Below are 21,060 nucleotides of genomic sequence, written 5' to 3' on the forward strand. Positions count from 1 at the left end.
TACGATGCCTGAGCACAATGAAGCAAAAAAACGCCTACACGACCACTATGAAAAAACCTTCATCAACGCCGCACGGGGCGCTTCTGCAACTTGCGCTGCAAGGTCCGGCGATGCATGCCCAGCGCCCGCGCGGTAGCGGAAATGTTGCCCTCATGCTCGGTCAGCACACGCTGGATGTGCTCCCACTGCAAGCGATCCACCGACATCGGGTTCTCGGGGACCAGCGTGTCGAGGTTGGCGTGCTCGGACAGCAGCGCCGCCAGCACATCATCGGCATCGGCCGGTTTGCACAGGTAGTTGCACGCGCCACGCTTGATGGCTTCGACTGCGGTGGCAATGCTCGAATAACCGGTAAGGATCACCACGCGCATGTCCGGGTCCATTTCCAGCAGCTTGGGCAACAGCACCAACCCTGAGTCGCCGTCCATTTTCAGGTCAAGCGCGGCGTATTCAGGAATGTCCTGTTGCGCCAGCGCCAGGCCTTCTTCGGCAGAGCCGGCGGTGCTCACGCGAAAACCGCGACGGCTCATGGCCCTCGCCATTACACGGGTGAACGTCGCGTCGTCATCGACCAGCAACAGGTGCGGCAGTTCTTCGCCTTCAACCTGGATGTCATCGTCACTCATGCTTCTTCTCCTCGCGTGTCTCGGGGCAGGCGCAACTCGGTGAGCGTACCGCCTTCTTCATGACTGTAGAGCTTTACCGAACCACCCGCACGGGTAACGCTGGCCTTGCTCAGGAACAGACCCAAGCCGAAGCCCTTGCCCTTGGTAGTAAAGAACGGTTTGCCTATCTGCTCGGCGATTGCCAGCGGCACACCTGCGCCGTGGTCGCGAATACTGATCCAGACTTCTGTGCTGTCCCAGTTCAGGTTGACTTCAAGGCCATCGGGACAGGCGTCGGCAGCATTATTGAGCAGATTGAGCAGCGCCTGGGTCAGGTCCGGAGGTGGAGCCAGCATGGGCACCTCGCCCTTGCCCAACTGGTAGAAGCGATAGCTCACTTCCGGACGCATCAAATGCCAGCGGTTGAGGGATTCGTCCAGCCAGCGCGTGGCAGTCTGATGCTCCACGGCCATGCGCCGATTGGCCTCTGCCGCCCTGACCAGTTGCTGAAGGGTCTGTTTGCACTGCTTGACCTGTTCCTGCAGCACCGACAGGTCGTCCTGCAATGCCGGGTCACTGTGATCCTGGCGCATTTCCTTGAGCAGCACACTCATGGTTGCCAGCGGTGTACCCAGTTCGTGGGCGGCACCGGCGGCCTGGGTCGCAACGGCGAGCAATTGCTGATCACGCAAGCCCTCTTCGCGACGCTCGGCACGCAGTTGCTCCTGACGACGCAGCTCTTCGGCCATCTTCGCGGCAAAGAAGGTAATGACTGCCGCAGCCAGCGCAAAGCTCAGCCACATGCCGTAGACCTGCATGTTTTCCCGGGCAATGGAGTCGGTTTCCAGCGGATACGAGCGCACCATCAGCAAGGTGTACATGGTCAGCGCGAAGCCGGACAAGATCAGTGAGTAACGCCACGGCAGCGTGGCGGCGGCAATGGTCAGCGGCACCAGATAATAAGAAACGAACGGGTTGGCCGAGCCGCCCGAGTAATACAGCAAAGCACTGTGGATCAGCAGATCCAGCGCCAGTTGCAGCGCATACTCGAGTTCGGTGAGCGGCAAAGACGTGCGCAGACGGATGACGGTCAGCCCGCACAGCACCAGCGAACAGCCCAGGGTGATCGACAGTTGCAGCCACGGCAGCGGCAGAAAATCGAACAGCCAGGCCATCCCTACCGAGCCCGCTTGCGCGGCCAGTACCAGAATGCGGATGAATGTCAGGCGCCACAGGTTTTGACGTGTGGCTGAAAGCATTTGAACGGGGGCGAGCATGAGCTCTCCTGATGAGTGCTCCAGGCGGATCGCAGCAAGTATAACCAAGCGAGAGGCAAAACTGGAAAAGTGCGTCAACGCACCGCACACCGGAACAGTCCGTCATCGCAGGAACCGGGCCAAACCGCTACAGTCTGAAATCTTTGCGCCGTCCGACACTTGTCGAAGGCCGTTTTATAACAAGGAGCTCCCATGTTCAATCTTCGCCCTGCTGCCACATTCGTCGCGCTGGCCGCTGCACTGTCCAGCCTGCCGGTCATGGCTGAAGAAGCCCGCTACAACCAGATTTCATTGCGTGCCGAGGTCAATCAGGAGGTCCAGCGCGACCTGATGCTCGTCACGTTGTACACCGAAGCGCAGGACAGCGATCCGGCCAAACTGGCGGCGCAGGTCACTGAAACCCTGAACAAGGCGCTGGGCCAGGCGCGGCAGGTCAAGGATGTGAAGATTCGTCAGGGCAGTCGCAGCAGCTATCCGGTCTACGACGATAAAGGTCAGAAAATCACCGGCTGGCGTGAGCGCGCCGAACTGCGTCTGGAAAGTGCCGACTTTGCCGTCCTGTCCAGGCTGACCGGCGAACTGCTGACAGATCTGAAGATGGGCGGCATGGACTTCTCCATTTCGCCCTCGACCCGCAAAGCCAGTGAAGACACGTTGCTCAAGGACGCCGTAACCGCGTTCAAGGCCCGCGCGCAACTGGTTACCGAGGCGCTGGGTGGCACGAGTTACAAGCTGGTCAACCTGAACCTGAACACCTCAGGCTACCCGCAGCCTTATCTGCGCGCACCGGTGATGATGATGGCCAAGTCCTCGCGTGAAGACGCCGCGCCGACACCTGATGTCGAAGCGGGCACCAGCCAGGTGAGCGTCGCCGCCGATGGCGTGATTGAAGTCGCGATTCCTTGATTCGCAGGGCGGCAGTTTCGACTGCCGCCATTTTCCACCCTGTCCAATCCTTGATCCCCCTTCGCTCCGGCAATCTCCTACCTTCGCCGAGGCTTCGCCTGATTGTCGGCAGCCTGGCGCCCCGCGAAACTTGTCCCCCCCCCCGTTGAACAAAGTCGCAGTGGCTCAGAACCGCGGCCAGCCCGTCTTTATTACCAAGGAATCAAGGATGAATCCCACCTTCGCCAATCAGCGCAAGAACAACAGCGAACCGCTCGCTGCCCCTTTGAAATTTGAAGCCGGGAACGGCGACGAACACAGACAGACCCACGGTGCTATCGAGACTGTTCTCGAATCGGCCGGTTTCAGACCTGACGAAATCCGCGCGATCTATTATGGCAACTGGCTGCGCGACTATTCGCAACTGCTCGATCCAAAGATAGTCAGGGCGACGAGCATGCCGAAAAGCTTCCCCGACCTGCTTTCCCGCGACGCCTTGACCCGCCTGGTTGACGTGCTGGCTGTGAAGGAATTCACCGACCTGATGAAAACAGACCGTGCGCGCTTCGTCGTAACGCCAGAGCGGCTGGGTGTCTACCGTCCCGCTGAACACATCGACAATCCTAAAACCGTTGCCCCCAAACCAGACAACCCGAAACAGCGAGACGCCGACTTTGATAACTGGGTGCTACCCGACGACCCGGCTTTACAGGTAGACCATGACACGTCGATGAAACGCTACATTCAGCGCTCGGTCGGGATCATGGCTGCAGGTCTGCAGTCAGCGGTGAACAAAGGCCCCGAATCCACTGATGGCCTGCGTGACATGGGTGCGGCGCTGCATACCCTGGAGGACTTCTTCGCCCACTCCAATTTCGCCGAACTGAGCCTGATCAAGCTCGGCCATAGCCGCGTTCTGCCCTGGACGTCCGAAGCAGACTGCAAGCACCGGCTGCCACTGGTGACCGGTACGTTCGGCGGCAGCGATATCATCGCCAGCCTCTCAGAGCCGCTAGGCAGGATTCTTTTTTCGACAGACGAAAAGCCGTTCGAAGCATTCAAGGCTGGAGAACGTTACGAGCGCGACCAGATTATGCAGATCATCCTCGGCGAGCACCCCGATGAGCGATTGCTTTCAGGTTACGAGACCTTCCTTGAAGCGCGCGACCAATGGGCCAGTCAGCCGTTCTCCGAACAGGTAGAGCATTTCTATGCATTCATCGGTACGCCGGGGCGATTGCTTGGTAACGCTTTCGGTATCGTCATGCAGAGCCTTGCCGTGTGGCTCGGCAACAGCGTCGACGACCTGCAAACCCTGTTCGACGAAGATCCAAACACCAGTGGCTCGACTGACCCGTCACATTCGCAACTGGCCAAGGATCATGCACAACACCCTCTTCATGCGCTCGCCGCAATGCTCGCCAGAGAGGCAGTCCTGCAGGTGGGTCGGGCCGTTCTGGAACAGTGGCACGGCAAGGGAAGCGCAGAAGATCCGGCCCACATCGCCGCGACGTTCTTTGCTCACCCGATGGACCGCGACTGGCAGGACACGATTGTCCGTCAATGGGCCGAGGCCAACCCTGAGCAGGTCGAGCGTGCGGCGCTCAAGAGCGAGCTGGACCAGTTTCAGAACCAATTGCAGCACAGCACAAAAAAGGATCTGCAGCGTTTCAGCCTTGAAGGCAGTGACTTTCTGGACATATTTTTCGAAAGTGTCTCGTTGGCAGACTTGTGGGCAAGGATTACCGGCAAGTAAGCGTATTGTCCCACCCTGACCAAGTACGGCACTATCCGTTGTCTACCTGACTGTCGACTTTCAAGCACGGTTACTGCCGTACCACGCGAGGGATCCATGGGACACACACTCTTCAAACCGCTGCTGTTGACCACCGCGCTGCTGGCCTGCGCACCACTGGCCCAGGCGGCCAGCACCCTGGTGTATTGCTCGGAAGCCAGCCCGGCCGGTTTTGACCCCAGCCAATACACCAGCGGCACCGACTTCGATGCCTCGGCCGAAACCGTCTTCAACCGTCTGACCCAGTTCAAGCGGGGCGGCACGGAAGTGGAACCGGGCCTGGCCACCAGTTGGGACGTTTCGCAGGATGGTCTGACCTACACGTTCCATCTGCGCGAAGGCGTGAAGTTCCACACGACGGACTATTTCACCCCGACCCGTACGTTCAATGCCGATGACGTGCTGTTCACGTTCAACCGTCTGCTCGACGCCAACCACCCGTTCCGCAAGGCCTACCCGTCGGAGTCGCCGTACTTTACCGACATGGGCCTGAACACCACGATCAAGAGCGTCGAAAAAGTCGATGCGCAAACCGTCAGGTTCACACTGAACAACATCGACGCTGCGTTCGTGCAGAACCTGGCCATGAGCTTTGCCTCCATCCAGTCTGCCGAGTACGCTGATCAGTTGCTCAAGGAAGGCAAGGCCGAGGAATTGAACCAGAAGCCGATCGGCACTGGCCCGTTCATCTTCAAGCGTTACCAGAAAGACTCGCAGATCCGTTACGTCGGCAATACCGACTACTGGAAGCCGGAGGACGTGAAGATCGACAATCTGATCTTCTCGATCAGCAGCGATGCTGCCGTGCGCATGCAGAAGCTCAAGGCTGGCGAATGCCAGGTCAGCGGCTACCCGCGTCCGCAGGATATCGAAGAAATGAAGAAGGACCCGAAGCTGAAGGTCCTCAGCCAGCCGGGCTTCAACCTCGGGTTCCTCGCCTACAACGTTACCCATGCGCCGCTGGACCAGCTCAAGGTCCGTCAGGCGCTGGACATGGCCATCGACAAACCGGCGATTATCAAAGCGGTTTACCAGAGTGCCGGCCAACTGGCCGAAAATGCCCTGCCGCCGGGTCAGTGGAGCTACGACCCGACAATCAAGGACGCCCCTCACGACCTGACCAAGGCCAGACAGTTGCTCAAGGAAGCGGGCGTAGCGCCAGGTACGAAAATCGACCTGTGGGCCATGACCGTCCAGCGGGCGTCGAACCCCAACGCGCGTATGTCGGCACAGATGATCCAGTCCGACTGGAAAAAAATCGGCATCAAGGCCAACATCGTCAGCTATGAGTGGGGCGAATACATCAAGCGCGCCAAGGCAGGCGAGCATGACGCGATGATCTATGGCTGGACCGGTGACAATGGCGACCCCGACAACTGGCTCGGTGTGCTGTATAGCTGTGCAGCCGTCAAAGGCAGCAACTACGCTAAATGGTGCGATCCGGCCTACGACAAGCTGGTGCAGCAAGCCAAACTGACCAGCAACCGTGACGAACGCATCAAGCTCTATCAGCAGGCCCAGCACATTCTCAAGCAGCAGGTGCCGATTACCCCCATTGCCAACTCGAAGGTGTTTCAGCCGATGCGTCAGGAAGTTCAGGATTTCAGGATCAGCCCCTTCGGCCTGACACCCTTTTACGGCGTAAGCCTGAGCGAGTGATGAGCCGGTAACAGCCTACAGCCCCAACCGGGTGCATTTTTCTCACCCGGTTGCGCTTTAACGGTGCGCCAAACCATTCAAAAAACCTCGCGCAAACGATCAACTGTGTAGAAAATTACACTTTCGCGACATTCCTGTACGATCGTGCCACTCTTTGTCGCTTCTTTGGCGTCACCGTCTTGCTTTGGGTATGGCCCCTGCATAAGTATCGGACGGATCGGCTCACGAGGTCGTTCCTCTACTCAAAAATGACAACAACTGAGGCAACCATGCTCAAACACGCGGTCATTCCGTTCCTGGTCGGCGCCAGCCTGCTCGCCAGTGCTCCTTTCGCTCACGCGGCTTCGAATCTGGTGTTCTGCTCCGAGGGCAGCCCTGCCGGCTTCGATCCAGGTCAATACACCACAGGTACTGACTTCGACGCCTCAGCAGAAACTATTTTCAACCGCTTGAGCCAGTTCGAACGCGGCGGCACCGCCGTTGTGCCGGGCCTGGCAACCAAGTGGGACATCTCCGAAGACGGCCTGACGTATACCTTCCACCTCCGTGAAGGCGTCAAGTTCCACACAACGTCCTACTTCAAGCCCACCCGTGAATTCAATGCCGATGACGTGTTGTTCACGTTCAATCGCATGATCGACAAGGACATGCCTTACCGCAAAGCGTATCCGACCGAATTCCCGTACTTCACCGATATGGCGATGGACACCAACATCACCAAAATCGAAAAGATCGACGACCACACCGTCAAATTCGTACTTGGCAAAGTCGACGCCGCGTTCATCCAGAACATGGCCATGAGCTTCGCATCGATCCAGTCCGCTGAATATGCCGCCAAGCTGCTCAAGGAAGGCAAACCGGAACTGATCAACCAGCAGCCGATCGGCACCGGCCCGTTCGTGTTCAAGAGCTACCAGAAAGACTCCAATATCCGTTACACCGGCAACAAGGATTACTGGAAGCCTGAGGACGTCAAGGTCGATAACCTGATCTTCGCCATCACCACCGACGCGTCGGTGCGCATGCAGAAGCTCAAGAAAAACGAATGCCAGATCACCGCTTACCCGCGCCCTGCCGACCTTGAACCGCTCAAGGCCGACAAGAATCTGAAGATGCCTGACCAGGCTGGCTTCAACCTGGGCTACATCGCCTACAACGTGATGGACAAGATCAAGGGTGAAGACCGCCCGAATCCGCTGGCCCAGTTGAAAGTACGTCAGGCGCTGGACATGGCGGTCAACAAGCAGCAGATCATCGACTCGGTTTATCAGGGTGCAGGTCAATTGGCCGTCAACGCCATGCCGCCGACCCAGTGGTCCTATGACACCACCATCAAGGACACCAAGTACGATCCCGAGAAAGCTCGCGAACTGCTCAAGGAAGCCGGTATCAAGGAAGGCACCGAAATCACCCTGTGGGCGATGCCGGTTCAGCGTCCTTACAACCCCAACGCCAAATTGATGGCCGAAATGCTCCAGTCCGACTGGAAGAAGATCGGTATCAACGCCAAGATCGTCAGCTACGAATGGGGCGAGTACATCAAGCGTGCCAAGAATGGCGAGAACGGTGCCATGCTGATTGGCTGGAGCGGCGACAACGGTGACCCGGACAACTGGCTCGGCACCCTGTTCGGCTGCGACGCACTGAATGGCAACAACTTTGCCAAATGGTGCGACAAGCCGTTCGACACGCTGATCCATCAGGCCAAGGAAACATCTGACCAGGCCAAGCGCACCGAACTGTACAAACAGGCGCAACACCTCCTGAAAGACGCAGTGCCGATGACCCCTATCGCGCACTCGACTGTCTATCAACCCATGCGCACCAGCGTACAGGACTTCAAGATCAGCCCGTTTGGCTTGAACTCCTTTTACGGTGTGAGCGTGAAGTAACAGCGGCGTGCTGCGCCGCTCACCCGGCGCAGCTTCCTGCTCTACTTGAATATGAGCCCCGAGCGGGTTGGGTGAAAAGTGTCGTCATCGGCACTCCTCGACCATCACTAAGATATTTCCTACGCACTTTGCTGCCTGCGAGCCTATATACCGCGCGATCTTGGCGATTTAACGTCAAAAGATTGCGGCAATCGGCAGAACGCTGGCCGCTTAGTGGCCTTCGCATTCAGGCATACCGGGCATACCGTTCGGATACGTAGGGATCAACGCTTTCAGGCCAGTTAGACATTCGAGCCTCGGCTCGTCCTTTGAGGATAGGGATCATCATGCGTAAAACTCTTGCGATGACGTCGTGCCTGGGGCTCTTTGCACTGGCCCCGTTTGCCCAGGCGGCAAGCAACCTGGTGTTCTGCTCCGAAGCAAGCCCGGCTGGCTTCGACGGTGCGCAATACACCTCTTCCACTGACAATGATGCATCAGAGCCGATCTACAATCGCCTGACCGAATTCAAGCAAGGCGATACCTCCGTGGTTCCGGGCCTGGCGACTTCATGGGATGTCTCGCAAGACGGTCTGGTCTACACGTTTCATCTGCGCGAAGGCGTGAAGTTTCACAGCAACAAGAACTTCAAACCCAGCCGTGATTTCAATGCCGACGACGTGCTGTTCACCTTCAACCGCATGCTCAACCCCGACCATCCGTTTCGCAAAGCCTACCCGACCGAGTTTCCGTACTTCACCAGCATGGGTCTGAACAAGAAGATCAAGTCCATCGAAAAGACCGACCCGCTGACCGTGGTGTTCACTCTCAATACGGTCGATGCGGCGTTCATCCAGAACATCGCGATGAACTTTGCCGGCATTCTGTCCGCCGAGTACGCCGAACAACTGATGGCCAAGGGTGACGTGCGCGACATCAACCAGCAGCCTATCGGTACAGGGCCATTCGTGTTCCAGCGCTATCAAAAGGACTCGCAGGTCCGCTACAAGGGCAACAAGGAGTTCTGGGACCCGAGTCGGGTGAAGATCGACCAGTTGATCTTCGCAATCGTGACTGATGCCTCCGCGCGCATGCAAAAACTCAAGGCCAACGAGTGCCAGGTGTCGGTCAACCCGCGCCCGGCGGACCTCGCCGGCCTCAAGGAAGATAAAAGCCTGCAGATCATCGAGAAACCGGGTTTCAACCTCGGTTACATCTCCTACAACGTACGCCATGAGCCGCTAGGCAAGCTGGAAGTGCGTCAGGCGCTGGACATGGCCGTCAACAAGAAGGCGATCATCAATGCGGTTTATCAGGGTGCGGGGCAGCTGGCCGTTAATGCCATGCCGCCGACCCAGTGGTCCTACGATGACAGCATCAAGGACGCGCCCTACGACCCGGAAAAAGCCAAAACCCTGCTGCGCGCGGCGGGCGTCAAGGAAGGCACCGAACTGACCCTCTGGGCCATGCCGGTCCAGCGCCCCTATAACCCCAACGCCAAACTGATGGCCGAGATGCTACAGGCCGACTGGGCCAAGGTCGGCATCAAGGTGAGGATCGTCAGTTACGAATGGGGCGAATACCTCAAGCGCACCAAGAACGGCGAGCACGATATCTCGCTGATCGGCTGGACGGGCGACAATGGGGACCCGGACAACTGGCTCGGCACGCTGTACAGCTGCGCCGCCATTGGCGGTAACAACTATTCGATGTGGTGCGACGAAAAATACGACCAGTTGGTCAAGGCCGCTGTCGCTGTCACTGACCGCACTCAGCGCACCGACCTCTACAAACAGGCGCAACGCTACCTCAAGGAACAGGTTCCGATCACCCCGATTGCCCACTCGACGGTCAATCAGCCGTTGCGCGCCGAGGTCCGGGACTTCCACGTCAGCCCGTTCGGTCGCAACAACTTTTCAGGCGTCAGCATCGCCGACTGATCAGAAACTCCGCACGCCCTCGCCGTCCCGATTCACGGCGAGAGCCAGCACTTGCGCGTCGATACCTATAACAACGCAGGGCCGCAAACCCTGCACCACCAAAAGCCAGACCTTAAAGAACTGGCAACTATAAAAGTGATAAAGGGAGCTGCACATCGTGAAAACAACCAGCACTGCATTATTGGCCTTATCTCTCTCGTCGTTCGGCGCGTTGGTTCAGGCAGAACCCGCCAGCCAGACATTCATACCGACCGAGCTGAGCACCAAGAATGCACAGGCCGACGCCAACGGCTTTTTTGAGGACCAGCACCTGACCGGGACCACCCGCAACTGGTATGCCAACGAACTAAAACGTCGTGGCGAGGTATTCCGCTACAACGACAACGGCGTTGCCGAGCAGACCTCGCGTCGTATCAACTGGCAGCAGGGCACCATCGTCAACTACACCTCTGGCTACACGCAGGGCGTTGTAGGTTTCTCCACCGAGCTGGCGCTGTACAACGCGATTGCGCTGGACCGTGACACCGATGACTTCGCAGGCAACTCCAACCGGACCCTTGCTCACAGTGACGGCGATGCCGTCGGTCAGTGGAGCAAAATGGGCCTGGGCAACGTCAAGGCGCGGGTTTCCAATACCGTCCTGACCATGGGTCGCCAGTCGGTGAATACCCCGGTCATCGCCTTCATCGGCAACCGCGCACTGCCCTCCAGCTTCCAGGGTTTTGCGGTACAGAGTGACGAGTTCAACAACCTGTCTCTGCAGGCCGGCAGCTTTGACCGCGTCTCGCCACGTATGGAACAGAGCCTGGACAAATTCCGCTCCGAATACGGTGACCGCAGCCAGACAGCCGACCGTCTGGACATGTTTGGCGGCGACTACAAACCGACCGACAGCCTGATCGCCAGCTTCTACGCGTCCAACCTGGAAGACTTCTGGCACCAGTACTACTTCGGTTTCACCCACGAACTGGGTGACAGCAAGGTCTTCGCCCTCAGCACCAACCTGAACTACTACAAAACCAAGGATGCAGGCCAGAGCAAGCTGGGTGCTATCGACAACGATACCTACAGCCTTTCCTTCACGGGTACCCACAACGCTCACAGCATCAGCCTTGCCTACCAGGAAGTTAACGGTAACGAGTACTTCGACTACGCCCACGATACCAACGCGATCTTTCTGGCCAACTCCCTGCTTTCGGACTTCAACGGACCGAACGAGAAGTCGCTGCAGATCGCCTATGTGCTGAACATGGCTGAATACGGCGTGCCGGGCCTGAAGTTCAATATCTACCAGGCACGTGGCTGGGACATCGACGGTACGCATTACAGAGGCACCGGCTACACCGACGTACTGGCAATGGATGGCGAAACCCACTACGAATACGGCATCGGTTCGTCGTACTCTGTGCAGTCCGGCCCGCTCAAGGCAACAGCCATCCGCGCCACTTACACCACGCATCGCGCCAGCGAGAATCAGGCTGATGGCAACATCAACGAATTCCGTCTGGTGACCACCATTCCGTTCAACATTCTTTGATTCGCTGAAAACCGTTCGGTCGCAAGGCAATAGCCTTGCGACCGAACATCACCATCGGCGTCAACTCTATGGAGGGTTCACAATGAAACTGTTATCGCTACGCAATTCGATCGCCCTGGCCCTGCTCAGCGTCGCCGTCAATGTTTCGGCAAAACCGCTGGTGGTTTGCACCGAAGCCAGCCCTGAAGGCTTCGATATGGTGCAATACACGACAGCAGTGACGGCCGATGCCGTAGCTGAAACCGTGTTCAACCGACTGGCCGATTTCAAACCCGGCACCACGGAAGTGATTCCTGCACTGGCTGACTCCTGGGAAATCAGCGACGACGGCCTGACTTACACCTTCCACCTGCGCAAAGGCGTCAAGTTCCACACCACTGATTACTTCAAACCGACCCGCGACATGAACGCCGACGATGTGCTCTGGAGTTTTCAGCGTCAGCTGGACCCGAAACACCCGTGGCATGACAAGTCGAGCGTCGGCTTCCCTTACTTTGAAAGCATGGGCTTCAAAGAGCTGCTGAAAAGCGTCGAGAAAACTGACGACTACACCGTCAAGTTCACCCTGACCCGCCGTGAAGCGCCATTTCTGGCTGACATCGCGATGGCCTTCGCTTCGATCTACCCGGCCGAATATGCCGATCAACTGCTGAAAGCCGACAAGACCAACGACCTCAACAGCAAGCCGATCGGCACCGGCCCGTTTATCTTCCAGCGCTACGCCAAGGATGCGCAGGTACGCTTCAAGGCCAATCCTGAGTACTTCCGAGGCAAGCCGCCTGCCGAAGCATTGATTCTGGCCATTGCCACGGACAACAACGTGCGCCTGCAGAAACTCAAGGCCAACGAATGTCAGATCGCGCTGTACCCGAAGCCGGACGACGTGCCGAGCATCAAGAAAGACCCGAATCTGAAAATCGATGAAATGGAGGCCATGACCACCGGCTATATTGCGATCAACACCACGCACAAGTACCTGAGCGATGTGCGGGTCCGCAAAGCCATTGACATGACGTTCGACAAGAACGCTTATGTCAACGCAGTGTTCGGCAAGGGCAACGCTCTGGTAGCGGTCAACCCGTATCCGCCGACCCTGTTGGGTTACAACAACAGCCTGAAGAATCCGCCGGTTGACCTCGAAAAGGCACGCGCCTTGCTGAAAGAAGCGGGTGTGCCGGAAGGCACTACGTTTACCCTGTTCACCCGCAATGGCGGCGGCCCGACCAATCCCAACCCGATGCTCGGTGCGCAAATGATGCAATCCGATCTGGCCAAGGTCGGCATCAAGATCGACATTCGTGTGATGGAATGGGGCGAAATGCTCAAACGTGCCAAGAATGGCGAACATGACATGGTGTCTGCCGGCTGGGCAGGCGACAATGGCGACCCTGACAACTTCCTGACCCCGATGCTTAGCTGCGAAGCGGCAAAAAACGGCGAGAACTACGCCCGCTGGTGCAACGCCGATTTCCAGAAGCTGATCGATCAGGCGCGTGAAACAGTGAACCCGCAGGAGCGAGCCGCGCTCTATGAACAGGCCCAGGCGATATTCAACAAGGATCAGCCGTGGATCAGCATGGCTCACACCAGAATGTTCACGGCCATGCGTAAAAACGTGGAGGGCTATCAAATCAGCCCGCTCACAACCAACAACTTCGCCACTACCCAGGTGAAGTAGAAAAATAATCCGGCGAGCTCATAACCCGAGACTCGCCGGAGCACGCCTAACCGGCTGATGAGGTACACACCAAGATGTTTAGTTTTATCGCCCGCCGAGTGGGGTTGCTGATACCCACTTTCTTCGGCATCACCTTATTGACCTTCGCCCTGATTCGTCTGATTCCGGGCGACCCGGTCGAAGTCATGATGGGTGAGCGCCGGGTCGATCCGGAAATGCACGCTCAGGCCATGGAACGTCTTGGCCTGAACAAACCGCTGTATGCCCAGTACATCGATTATATCGGCAAGCTCGCCCAGGGCGACCTCGGTGAATCGTTGCGCACGCGCACCAGTGTCTGGACCGAATTCACTTCGCTGTTCCCGGCAACTCTGGAGTTGTCGCTGGCAGCGCTGATCTTCGCGGGCATCCTCGGGCTGCTGGCCGGGGTGATCGCAGCACTCAAGCGAGGGTCCCTGTTCGACCATGGGGTCATGGGGGTCTCCCTGGCGGGCTACTCCATGCCCATCTTCTGGTGGGGCCTGATCCTTATCATGTTTTTCTCGGTATCGCTGGGCTGGACGCCAGTCTCCGGGCGGATCGACCTGCTGTATGACATTCCGCCAGTCACGGGTTTCATGCTGATCGACACCCTGCTCAGTGATGAACAAGGTGCGTTTCTCGATGCCTTGCACCACCTGATCCTTCCGGCCATCGTGCTGGGCACCATCCCGCTGGCGGTAATCGCCCGGATGACCCGCTCGTCGATGCTCGAAGTACTGCGGGAAGACTATGTACGTACCGCCAGAGCCAAAGGCCTGTCGCCTGCTCGCGTGGTATTCGTTCACGGCCTGCGCAACGCGCTGATTCCGGTACTGACCGTGTTTGGCCTGCAAATCGGTACATTGCTGGCCGGTGCGGTACTGACCGAAACGATCTTCTCCTGGCCCGGTATCGGCAAGTGGCTGATCGAAGCCATTGGCGCCCGGGACTACCCGGTCGTGCAAAACGGCATTCTGCTGATCGCCTGTCTGGTGATCCTGGTCAACTTCGTGGTGGACATCCTCTACGGCTTTGCCAACCCACGCATCCGTCACCAGCGCTGAGATCATCGATATGAGCACCCCTACTCCTGCGGTAGCAGTCGATCAAAGCCTGCTTTACCCATCCCCGTACAAAGAATTCTGGCAAGCGTTCTCGAAAAACAAAGGCGCGGTTGCCGGCCTGCTGTTCATGATCCTGATCGTGTTCTGCGCCTTGTTCGCGCCCTGGGTTGCACCCCATGACCCGAGCGAGCAATACCGCGACTTCCTGCTGACGCCTCCGGTGTGGCTCGAAGGCGGTCAATGGCAGTTCATCCTCGGCACCGACGAACTGGGCCGCGATCTGCTGTCACGTCTGATCCAGGGTTCGCGCCTGTCGCTGCTGATCGGTCTGGCCTCGGTGGTCATGTCGCTGATCCCCGGCATTCTGCTGGGCCTGCTGGCTGGCTTCTTTCCTCGCGTGCTCGGCCCTTCGGTGATGCGCCTGATGGACATCATGCTGGCCCTGCCTTCGCTGCTGCTGGCTGTGGCCATCGTGGCGATCCTCGGCCCAGGCCTGATCAACACCGTGATCGCCATCGCCATCGTGTCGCTGCCTTCCTATGTTCGTCTGACCCGTGCTGCGGTAATGGGCGAACTGAACCGCGACTACGTGACGGCTGCGCGTCTGGCCGGTGCCACCCTGCCGCGCCTGATGTTCATCACCGTACTGCCCAACTGCATGGCACCGCTGATCGTTCAGGCAACGCTGAGCTTTTCGTCGGCCATTCTCGACGCCGCTGCGCTGGGCTTCCTGGGCCTTGGCGTACAGCCGCCGACGCCTGAGTGGGGCACCATGCTCGCCTCGGCGCGCGACTACATCGAACGTGCCTGGTGGGTCGTCAGCCTGCCCGGTCTGACCATTTTGCTCAGCGTGCTGGCAATCAACCTGATGGGCGACGGGCTGCGCGATGCGCTGGACCCGAAACTCAAGAACGCCGCCTGAGGAGATTCGCATGTCACTTCTTGAAATCAAGAATCTCAACGTCCGCTTCGGCGACACCAAGGCCGTACCTGTTGTGGACGGCCTGTCCCTGAGCGTCGACAAGGGTGAAGTACTGGCCATTGTCGGCGAATCGGGCTCCGGTAAATCCGTGACCATGATGGCGCTGATGGGGCTGATCGATTCCCCCGGCATCATCACCGCCGATGCGCTCAATTTTGACGGCAATGACCTGCTCAAGCTCAACGCCCGGCAGCGCCGCCGCATCATCGGCAAGGACCTGGCCATGGTCTTTCAGGACCCGATGACCGCTCTGAACCCCAGCTATACCGTGGGCTTCCAGATCGAGGAAGTGCTGCGCCAGCACCTCAATATGTCGGGCAAGGCTGCACGCCAGCGTGCACTGGAACTGCTGGAAAAGGTCGAAATCCCTGGCGCCGCGGCGCGCCTGAATGCCTACCCGCATCAACTGTCGGGCGGCATGAGCCAGCGTGTGGCAATTGCCATGGCAATTGCCGGCGAACCAAAACTGCTGATCGCCGACGAACCAACCACCGCGCTGGATGTGACCATTCAGGCGCAGATCATGGAACTGCTGCTGAGCCTGCAGAAAGAGCAGAACATGGCACTGGTGCTGATCACTCACGATCTCGCTGTGGTCGCTGAAACTGCACAGCGCGTCTGCGTGATGTACGCGGGCCAGGCCGTCGAAGTGGGTCAGGTGCCCGGCTTGTTCGAGGTCCCTGCTCACCCGTACAGCGAAGCCTTGCTGGCCGCCATTCCGGAGCACAGCATGGGTGCCGAACGCCTTGCCACCCTGCCGGGCATGGTTCCGGGGCGCTATGATCGTCCACAGGGCTGCCTGCTGTCGCCGCGCTGCCCGTATGTGCGCGACAACTGCCGAACCGAGCGCCCTGCCCTCGATTCCAAGGCGCATAGTCTGGCGCGCTGCTTCTATCCCTTGAACCAGGAGGTCGCGTAATGAGCGTCGTACTTACCGCCCGCGACCTTACCCGTCACTACGAAGTTTCCCGCGGCCTGTTCAAAGGCACAGCGCTGGTGCGCGCGCTCAATGGCGTGTCCTTCGAACTCGAAGCCGGCAAGACCCTGGCTGTGGTCGGTGAGTCCGGCTGTGGCAAGTCGACACTGGCCCGTGCGCTGACGCTGATTGAAGAGCCTTCATCCGGTTCGCTGAAAATCGCAGGCCAGGAAGTTGCCGGTGCCAGCAAGTCCGAGCGCAAGCAATTGCGCAAAGACGTGCAGATGGTCTTTCAGAGTCCTTACGCCTCGCTCAACCCAAGGCAGAAAGTCGGTGATCAGCTCGGCGAGCCGCTGCTGATCAATACCAGCCTGTCGGCCGCCGAACGCCGTGAAAAAGTGCAGGCAATGATGGCCCAGGTCGGTTTGCGCCCTGAGCACTATCAACGCTACCCGCACATGTTTTCCGGTGGCCAGCGTCAGCGTATCGCGCTGGCCCGAGCGATGATGCTGCAGCCGAAAGTGCTGGTAGCGGATGAACCCACTTCCGCACTGGACGTGTCGATTCAGGCGCAGGTGCTGAACCTGTTCATGGATTTGCAGCAGGAATTCAACACCGCTTATGTGTTCATTTCTCACAACCTGTCGGTGGTGCGTCATGTCGCTGATACGGTGTTGGTGATGTATCTGGGCCGGCCGGCAGAAATGGGGCCCAAGGAAGAGATCTACAACCGCCCACTGCACCCCTACACCCAGGCGCTGCTGTCGGCGACCCCGACCATCCACCCGGATCCGCTCAAACCGAAGATCAAGATCGTCGGCGAGCTGCCCAATCCGCTCAATCCGCCAAGCGGCTGTGCCTTTCACAAGCGCTGCCCTTACGCGACCGAACGCTGTGCAGCCGAAGTGCCGGAGCTGCGTCTGGTGAATAACCGCCAGGTGGCTTGCCATTACGCCGAGCAATTCGTAGCGGCGTAGCTACAGGCTAAAGACTATCGTGCCCACGCTCGAGCGTGGGCACGCAGTTCTGGACGCTCCGCGTCCGATTTTGAGTGTGCGGTGCGGCGCAGATTTGTGACGCGGAGCGTCACCCAGGGCATTCCCACGCTGGAGCGTGAGGAACGATAATCTCAACTGTCGTGCGATGCTTAATACACGTCCCGCCGATAACGCCCTTCCTCGATCAATTCGCTGACTGCCCGTTCCCCCAGCACCTCGTTCAACACCTGATCCACGCCCGTCGCCATACCCAGCAAGCTCCCGCAGATGTAAATCGCTGCACCGTCCTCAATCCACATACGCAGTTCATCGGCGGCCTCACGCAAGCGATCCTGCACGTAGATTTTTTCTACCTGATCCCGGGAAAAAACCAGATCCAGGCGCGCCAGATGGCCAGACGCCAGCCAGCCCTGCAGTTCAGTGCCGCAATGAAAATCCTGCGCGCGGTTACGTTCGCCGAACAACAACCAGTTGCGCACCTGCCCTTGAGCGATACGCGCCTTGAGCAAGCTGCGCAAACCGGCCAGCCCCGTGCCATTGCCCAGCAAAATCAACGGGACCGGCTCGGCAGGCAGGTGAAAGCTGCTGTTGCGACGTAAGCGCAGGCTGACGGCACCGCCAACGGCACAATGTTCGGTAAGCCACCCCGAGCAAAGCCCAAGGCTGCCGTCGGCATGCACTTCCTGGCGCACGATGAGCTGCAGACAGCCGTCCTCTGGAATCGAGGCAATCGAGTATTCGCGAACGGAGACCGACACCAGCGCGTCGACCAACGCCTGCGCATGCAGCCCCACCAGATGCGAACGGCTCTGCGGTAACTGACGGCTTTCCAGCGCTTGCGCGAGCGGCTCCTGCAAGCCATCCACGCTGACCAATGCGTCCGGATCGACACCCAGCCCGGCGAGAAACGGCTCGATGACCCGCAGCGTGTGGCGCGGCATCACCTCGACCAGATCCCCCGCCTGCCAGTGCGCAGAGGTTGGTGGCGTCAGATCCAGCAGGTAGACCATCGAGCCACTGCTGCCAGCGTTCAATAGCACGCGCCGAGTCAGCGTCCAGTTCTCGAAAACCGGAGCCTGCCAGTGCGCTGCCAGCACGGAACCGGTCAACTGCCCCAATTGCTGTTGCCAGTGTTGCAGGGCTGCGGGATCGGCGCTGTCCACCTCAACGGGCGGGAACAGGCTGCGCCCGCCCTGCTCGCTCAACCAGTCATGCAACCGATGGGCAAAGCCGCAAAAATGCGGGTACTGCCGATCGCCCAGCGCCAGAACGGCATAATCGAGCTGGTTCAGTGACAGCGGACTACCCAGCAGCTTACGCTCGAAACGTCGGGCACTGTCCGGCGCCTCCCCGTCACCAAAAGTACTGACAACGAACAAGGCATTGCGGCTTCGGCATAGTTCTTCTTCCCTCAGATCGCCCAGCCGCTTCACGCGTACCGACAATCCCGAAGCCTGCAACTGGCCGGCGGTCTGCCAGGCCAATTGTTCGGCGAAACCGCTTTGACTGGCGAAACAGATGAGCCAGGATGCATCATCGTCGTGGTCATCACCCTGAACCTCGCCGCGTGCACGCTCGATCTCACGCTTCTTGCGACGTCGATCCAGGTACAGCAACCAGCCAGTAATAAAGAACAGCGGCATCAGCAACGATGCGCCAGTCATGATGATTCGACCGGCGAGCCCGAAGTAACTACCGACATGCAGCGCGTAATTGCTGGCCAGCAATTGCGCGCCGAAACTGCGCTCGGCATAGCGTACGACCGAACTGACCTGACCATTGGCCGGATCGAGGATGATGGTGTTCAATGCACGCGGATGCGGAGAATCCTTGAGCAGGTAAAACACGGTGGCAGGTTGACCGCCAGTAGCGGGCAGGCGCAGGTTGTAAGACCGCAACTCCGGTCCTGCGGCCTTCTGGATACTGTCCCAGACCGCCACGTAATCGACCACCAGCGGCAGTCTTCCAGCAGCCTTGGCTGGCGCAGCGATGCCTTCTTCAAGCGGCGAATCCCCGATGAGTCTGCTCAGACCGTTGCTCACCCAGTCATAGGACCACGTGAGCCCCGTGATGGCGAACAACAGGTAGAACAACAGGCACCAGGTACCGAAGATCGAATGCAGGTCCCAGTTGAAACTGCGGCCTTTCTTCGCCCAGTCGACGGTCAGCCAGACTCGCCAGTTTCGCGCTGCGCGAGGCCAGCGAAGATAGAGCCCGGACAGGCAAAAGAACACCAGAATCAGCGTACAGGCCGCCGTGACCTGCTTGCCCGCCTCGCCCATGGCCAGATAACGGTGCAGCTTCAGGACAAAGTCGAAAAAACCCTCCCCCACAGCATTGCCTTTCAGCTCACCCGTGTACGGGTCGAAATTGCGTTTGGGGCCTCGACGCTCACCTGCCTTGGGCGTGAAAAATACCTGAGCGACACGGTTGCCGGTGGTTTCGACACGCAGGATGGCGACCGTCAGGCCGGTCTCGGCCTCCAGCCTGCGCACCAGTTCAACGGGGGGCAGCGTGGCACCACGCGACTCGACCAACAGCACATTCGGATTCAGTGCATCGAGAATTTCGTCCTCGAACGAATACAGCGCACCGGTTATCCCCATGAGGGTCAGCACCAGACCTGCCGTGATCCCGAAGAACCAGTGCAACTGAAACAGGACTTTCTTCAACACGCTCGCCACTCTCACTCATATTGCGCGGCGCAATTAATGCACTGACGGCTATAGCGTGTCCATCTGTAACGTGTCTTTGTCGTCATGGCATGGCAAGAGGTGCACTGCTTGCTTATCAACTCCGCCAGCTTCTACGCAGGTCGACAAGGTAATTATTCAGTGCATCCGCCTGGCGGGTGAAATGCTCGACACGTTTCTCGATCTCCTCGGTATCGGGCAGGCGGCTGTTGCGCAAAACATGCCTCAACGCCTCAAGCAACTTACTCATCTCGCGAACGTAATTGATCTTGCAGGCCTCAACAGAAGCGAGGCCCGCGAGTTGCTCGCGTTTGCTCACTTCGACTTCCAGCGTTGTGCGAGCCGCATCGACCTTTTGCTGCAGGCCTGTCAGCTGCGTCTGCAACCTTTCCCTCAAAGCAGTCAAATGATCATAGCCAACCGCAGCATCCAATAGATCCAGGATATTGGACACTCCCGCGATACCCGCCTTGATAGACCCGATCAAGGGATTTTCGGGATCGACGTCAGCAAGCCGCTCCAGTGAAGCGACCAGCGGTTTCAGTTTGTCGAAAAGACTCAGGCTCTCGACATCCGTAATCAGAGCGTTGACCACCGCGGCCTGTTGCAGTGCCTCCTCCAAGGGCGCACGCTCCTTTGCAAGCCTGACCTCCAACACCGCTATTTCCTGGTCAAGGGCAGGCACCAGATGATCTACACCATCGACCTGCACCGCGTCCAGGTTGATGAGCGCCTTATCCAGCGCCTTGGCCTGGATGGTCAAAGAGGCCGTACGGGCATTCAGCAGTTGGCTGACCTCTTCATTGAAATCAGCAATCGCGGCGCTGCTTTTTGCGTCTTCGGCCTGGCCCCTCAGATTCTCGACGGCCTCAAGAAAAGGCAGCATCTCTGCACTGTTGTACATATGCGGAACAAGCGTCAGCGTATCCAGTACTTCCTTGTCGACATGACCCAGCTCACTGATCAGGCTGCGTAAAGTCTCTTTCATCACGGGCAAATAGATACCGCCGAGCGCATCGGCTTTGCGCCTCAGTTCTTCACGACTGGAAACAATGACTTCCATATCAGGTGTGGGCAATTGAAAGGGCGTACCCAATACATGAACATTCATAACAGGTTTCTCTTTAAATATAAGTTAG

The 21,060-nt window shown here is 58.6% G+C and carries 15 protein-coding genes; 11 read left to right on the forward strand and 4 right to left on the reverse strand.

The annotated features are described in order from the left end of the window. Nucleotides 1-62 precede the first annotated feature (62 nt). Entirely contained in the window at nucleotides 63-626 is a 564-nt protein-coding gene (locus ALO80_RS00205; RefSeq protein WP_003395104.1) for a response regulator transcription factor, read from the reverse strand. Continuing rightward, nucleotides 623-1,882 carry an ATP-binding protein gene (locus ALO80_RS00210; protein WP_054988555.1) on the reverse strand — a complete coding sequence of 420 codons (1,260 nt, stop codon included), beginning with the start codon at nucleotides 1,880-1,882 and terminating at the stop codon, nucleotides 623-625. The genes ALO80_RS00205 and ALO80_RS00210 overlap by 4 nt, the downstream gene beginning before the upstream one ends. A 192-nt stretch (nucleotides 1,883-2,074) precedes the next feature. Here ALO80_RS00210 and ALO80_RS00215 point away from each other — a divergent pair, with 192 nt between their 5' ends. The 11 genes from ALO80_RS00215 to ALO80_RS00265 all read left to right on the forward strand — a co-directional run bounded on the left by ALO80_RS00215 (nucleotide 2,075) and on the right by ALO80_RS00265 (nucleotide 17,207). Then, nucleotides 2,075-2,788: an SIMPL domain-containing protein gene (locus ALO80_RS00215; RefSeq protein ID WP_055007488.1), complete on the forward strand. Its 714-nt coding sequence runs from the start codon at nucleotides 2,075-2,077 to the stop codon at nucleotides 2,786-2,788. A 208-nt stretch (nucleotides 2,789-2,996) separates the two neighbouring features. Next, entirely contained in the window at nucleotides 2,997-4,523 is a 1,527-nt protein-coding gene (locus ALO80_RS00220; RefSeq protein ID WP_055007489.1) for an HET-C-related protein, read from the forward strand. A gap of 96 nt (nucleotides 4,524-4,619) precedes the next feature. After that, on the forward strand, nucleotides 4,620-6,221 hold the full coding sequence (locus tag ALO80_RS00225; RefSeq protein ID WP_055007490.1) for an ABC transporter substrate-binding protein: 1,602 nt from the start codon (nucleotides 4,620-4,622) through the stop codon (nucleotides 6,219-6,221). Between the two features lie 269 nt (nucleotides 6,222-6,490). Beyond that, on the forward strand, nucleotides 6,491-8,113 hold the full coding sequence (locus ALO80_RS00230; protein ID WP_054988551.1) for an ABC transporter substrate-binding protein: 1,623 nt from the start codon (nucleotides 6,491-6,493) through the stop codon (nucleotides 8,111-8,113). Nucleotides 8,114-8,439: 326 nt separating this feature from the next. Further along, a complete protein-coding gene (locus ALO80_RS00235; protein ID WP_055007491.1) occupies nucleotides 8,440-10,032 on the forward strand; it encodes an ABC transporter substrate-binding protein in 1,593 nt (530 codons plus the stop codon). Between the two features lie 157 nt (nucleotides 10,033-10,189). Further along, the gene (locus tag ALO80_RS00240; protein WP_055007492.1) at nucleotides 10,190-11,569 is read left to right on the forward strand and encodes an OprD family porin; all 1,380 of its coding nucleotides are present in this window, start codon (nucleotides 10,190-10,192) and stop codon (nucleotides 11,567-11,569) included. Nucleotides 11,570-11,651: 82 nt separating this feature from the next. Next, nucleotides 11,652-13,247, forward strand: a complete 1,596-nt coding sequence (locus ALO80_RS00245; RefSeq protein WP_055007493.1) for an ABC transporter substrate-binding protein — start codon at nucleotides 11,652-11,654, stop codon at nucleotides 13,245-13,247. Between the two features lie 74 nt (nucleotides 13,248-13,321). After that, the gene (locus tag ALO80_RS00250) at nucleotides 13,322-14,332 is read left to right on the forward strand and encodes an ABC transporter permease subunit (RefSeq protein WP_054988548.1); all 1,011 of its coding nucleotides are present in this window, start codon (nucleotides 13,322-13,324) and stop codon (nucleotides 14,330-14,332) included. Nucleotides 14,333-14,342: 10 nt separating this feature from the next. Beyond that, entirely contained in the window at nucleotides 14,343-15,254 is a 912-nt protein-coding gene (locus tag ALO80_RS00255) for an ABC transporter permease subunit (RefSeq protein ID WP_002555194.1), read from the forward strand. Between the two features lie 10 nt (nucleotides 15,255-15,264). After that, nucleotides 15,265-16,233 carry an ABC transporter ATP-binding protein gene (locus tag ALO80_RS00260; protein WP_055007494.1) on the forward strand — a complete coding sequence of 323 codons (969 nt, stop codon included), beginning with the start codon at nucleotides 15,265-15,267 and terminating at the stop codon, nucleotides 16,231-16,233. Continuing rightward, entirely contained in the window at nucleotides 16,233-17,207 is a 975-nt protein-coding gene (locus tag ALO80_RS00265; protein WP_055007495.1) for a peptide ABC transporter ATP-binding protein, read from the forward strand. Before ALO80_RS00260 ends, ALO80_RS00265 begins: the two co-directional genes overlap by 1 nt. A 170-nt stretch (nucleotides 17,208-17,377) precedes the next feature. Here the strand turns inward: ALO80_RS00265 and ALO80_RS00270 are convergent, their stop codons facing one another. Together ALO80_RS00270 and ALO80_RS00275 are read right to left on the reverse strand one after the other, a co-directional pair. Beyond that, on the reverse strand, nucleotides 17,378-19,900 hold the full coding sequence (locus ALO80_RS00270; RefSeq protein ID WP_055007515.1) for a PepSY domain-containing protein: 2,523 nt from the start codon (nucleotides 19,898-19,900) through the stop codon (nucleotides 17,378-17,380). A gap of 118 nt (nucleotides 19,901-20,018) precedes the next feature. Beyond that, nucleotides 20,019-21,032, reverse strand: coding sequence for an alpha-xenorhabdolysin family binary toxin subunit B (locus ALO80_RS00275; RefSeq protein WP_055007496.1), 1,014 nt, complete (start codon nucleotides 21,030-21,032; stop codon nucleotides 20,019-20,021). Nucleotides 21,033-21,060: the final 28 nt, after the last annotated feature.

It is taken from the genome of Pseudomonas caricapapayae (assembly GCF_001400735.1).
GTDB lineage: Bacteria > Pseudomonadota > Gammaproteobacteria > Pseudomonadales > Pseudomonadaceae > Aquipseudomonas > Aquipseudomonas caricapapayae.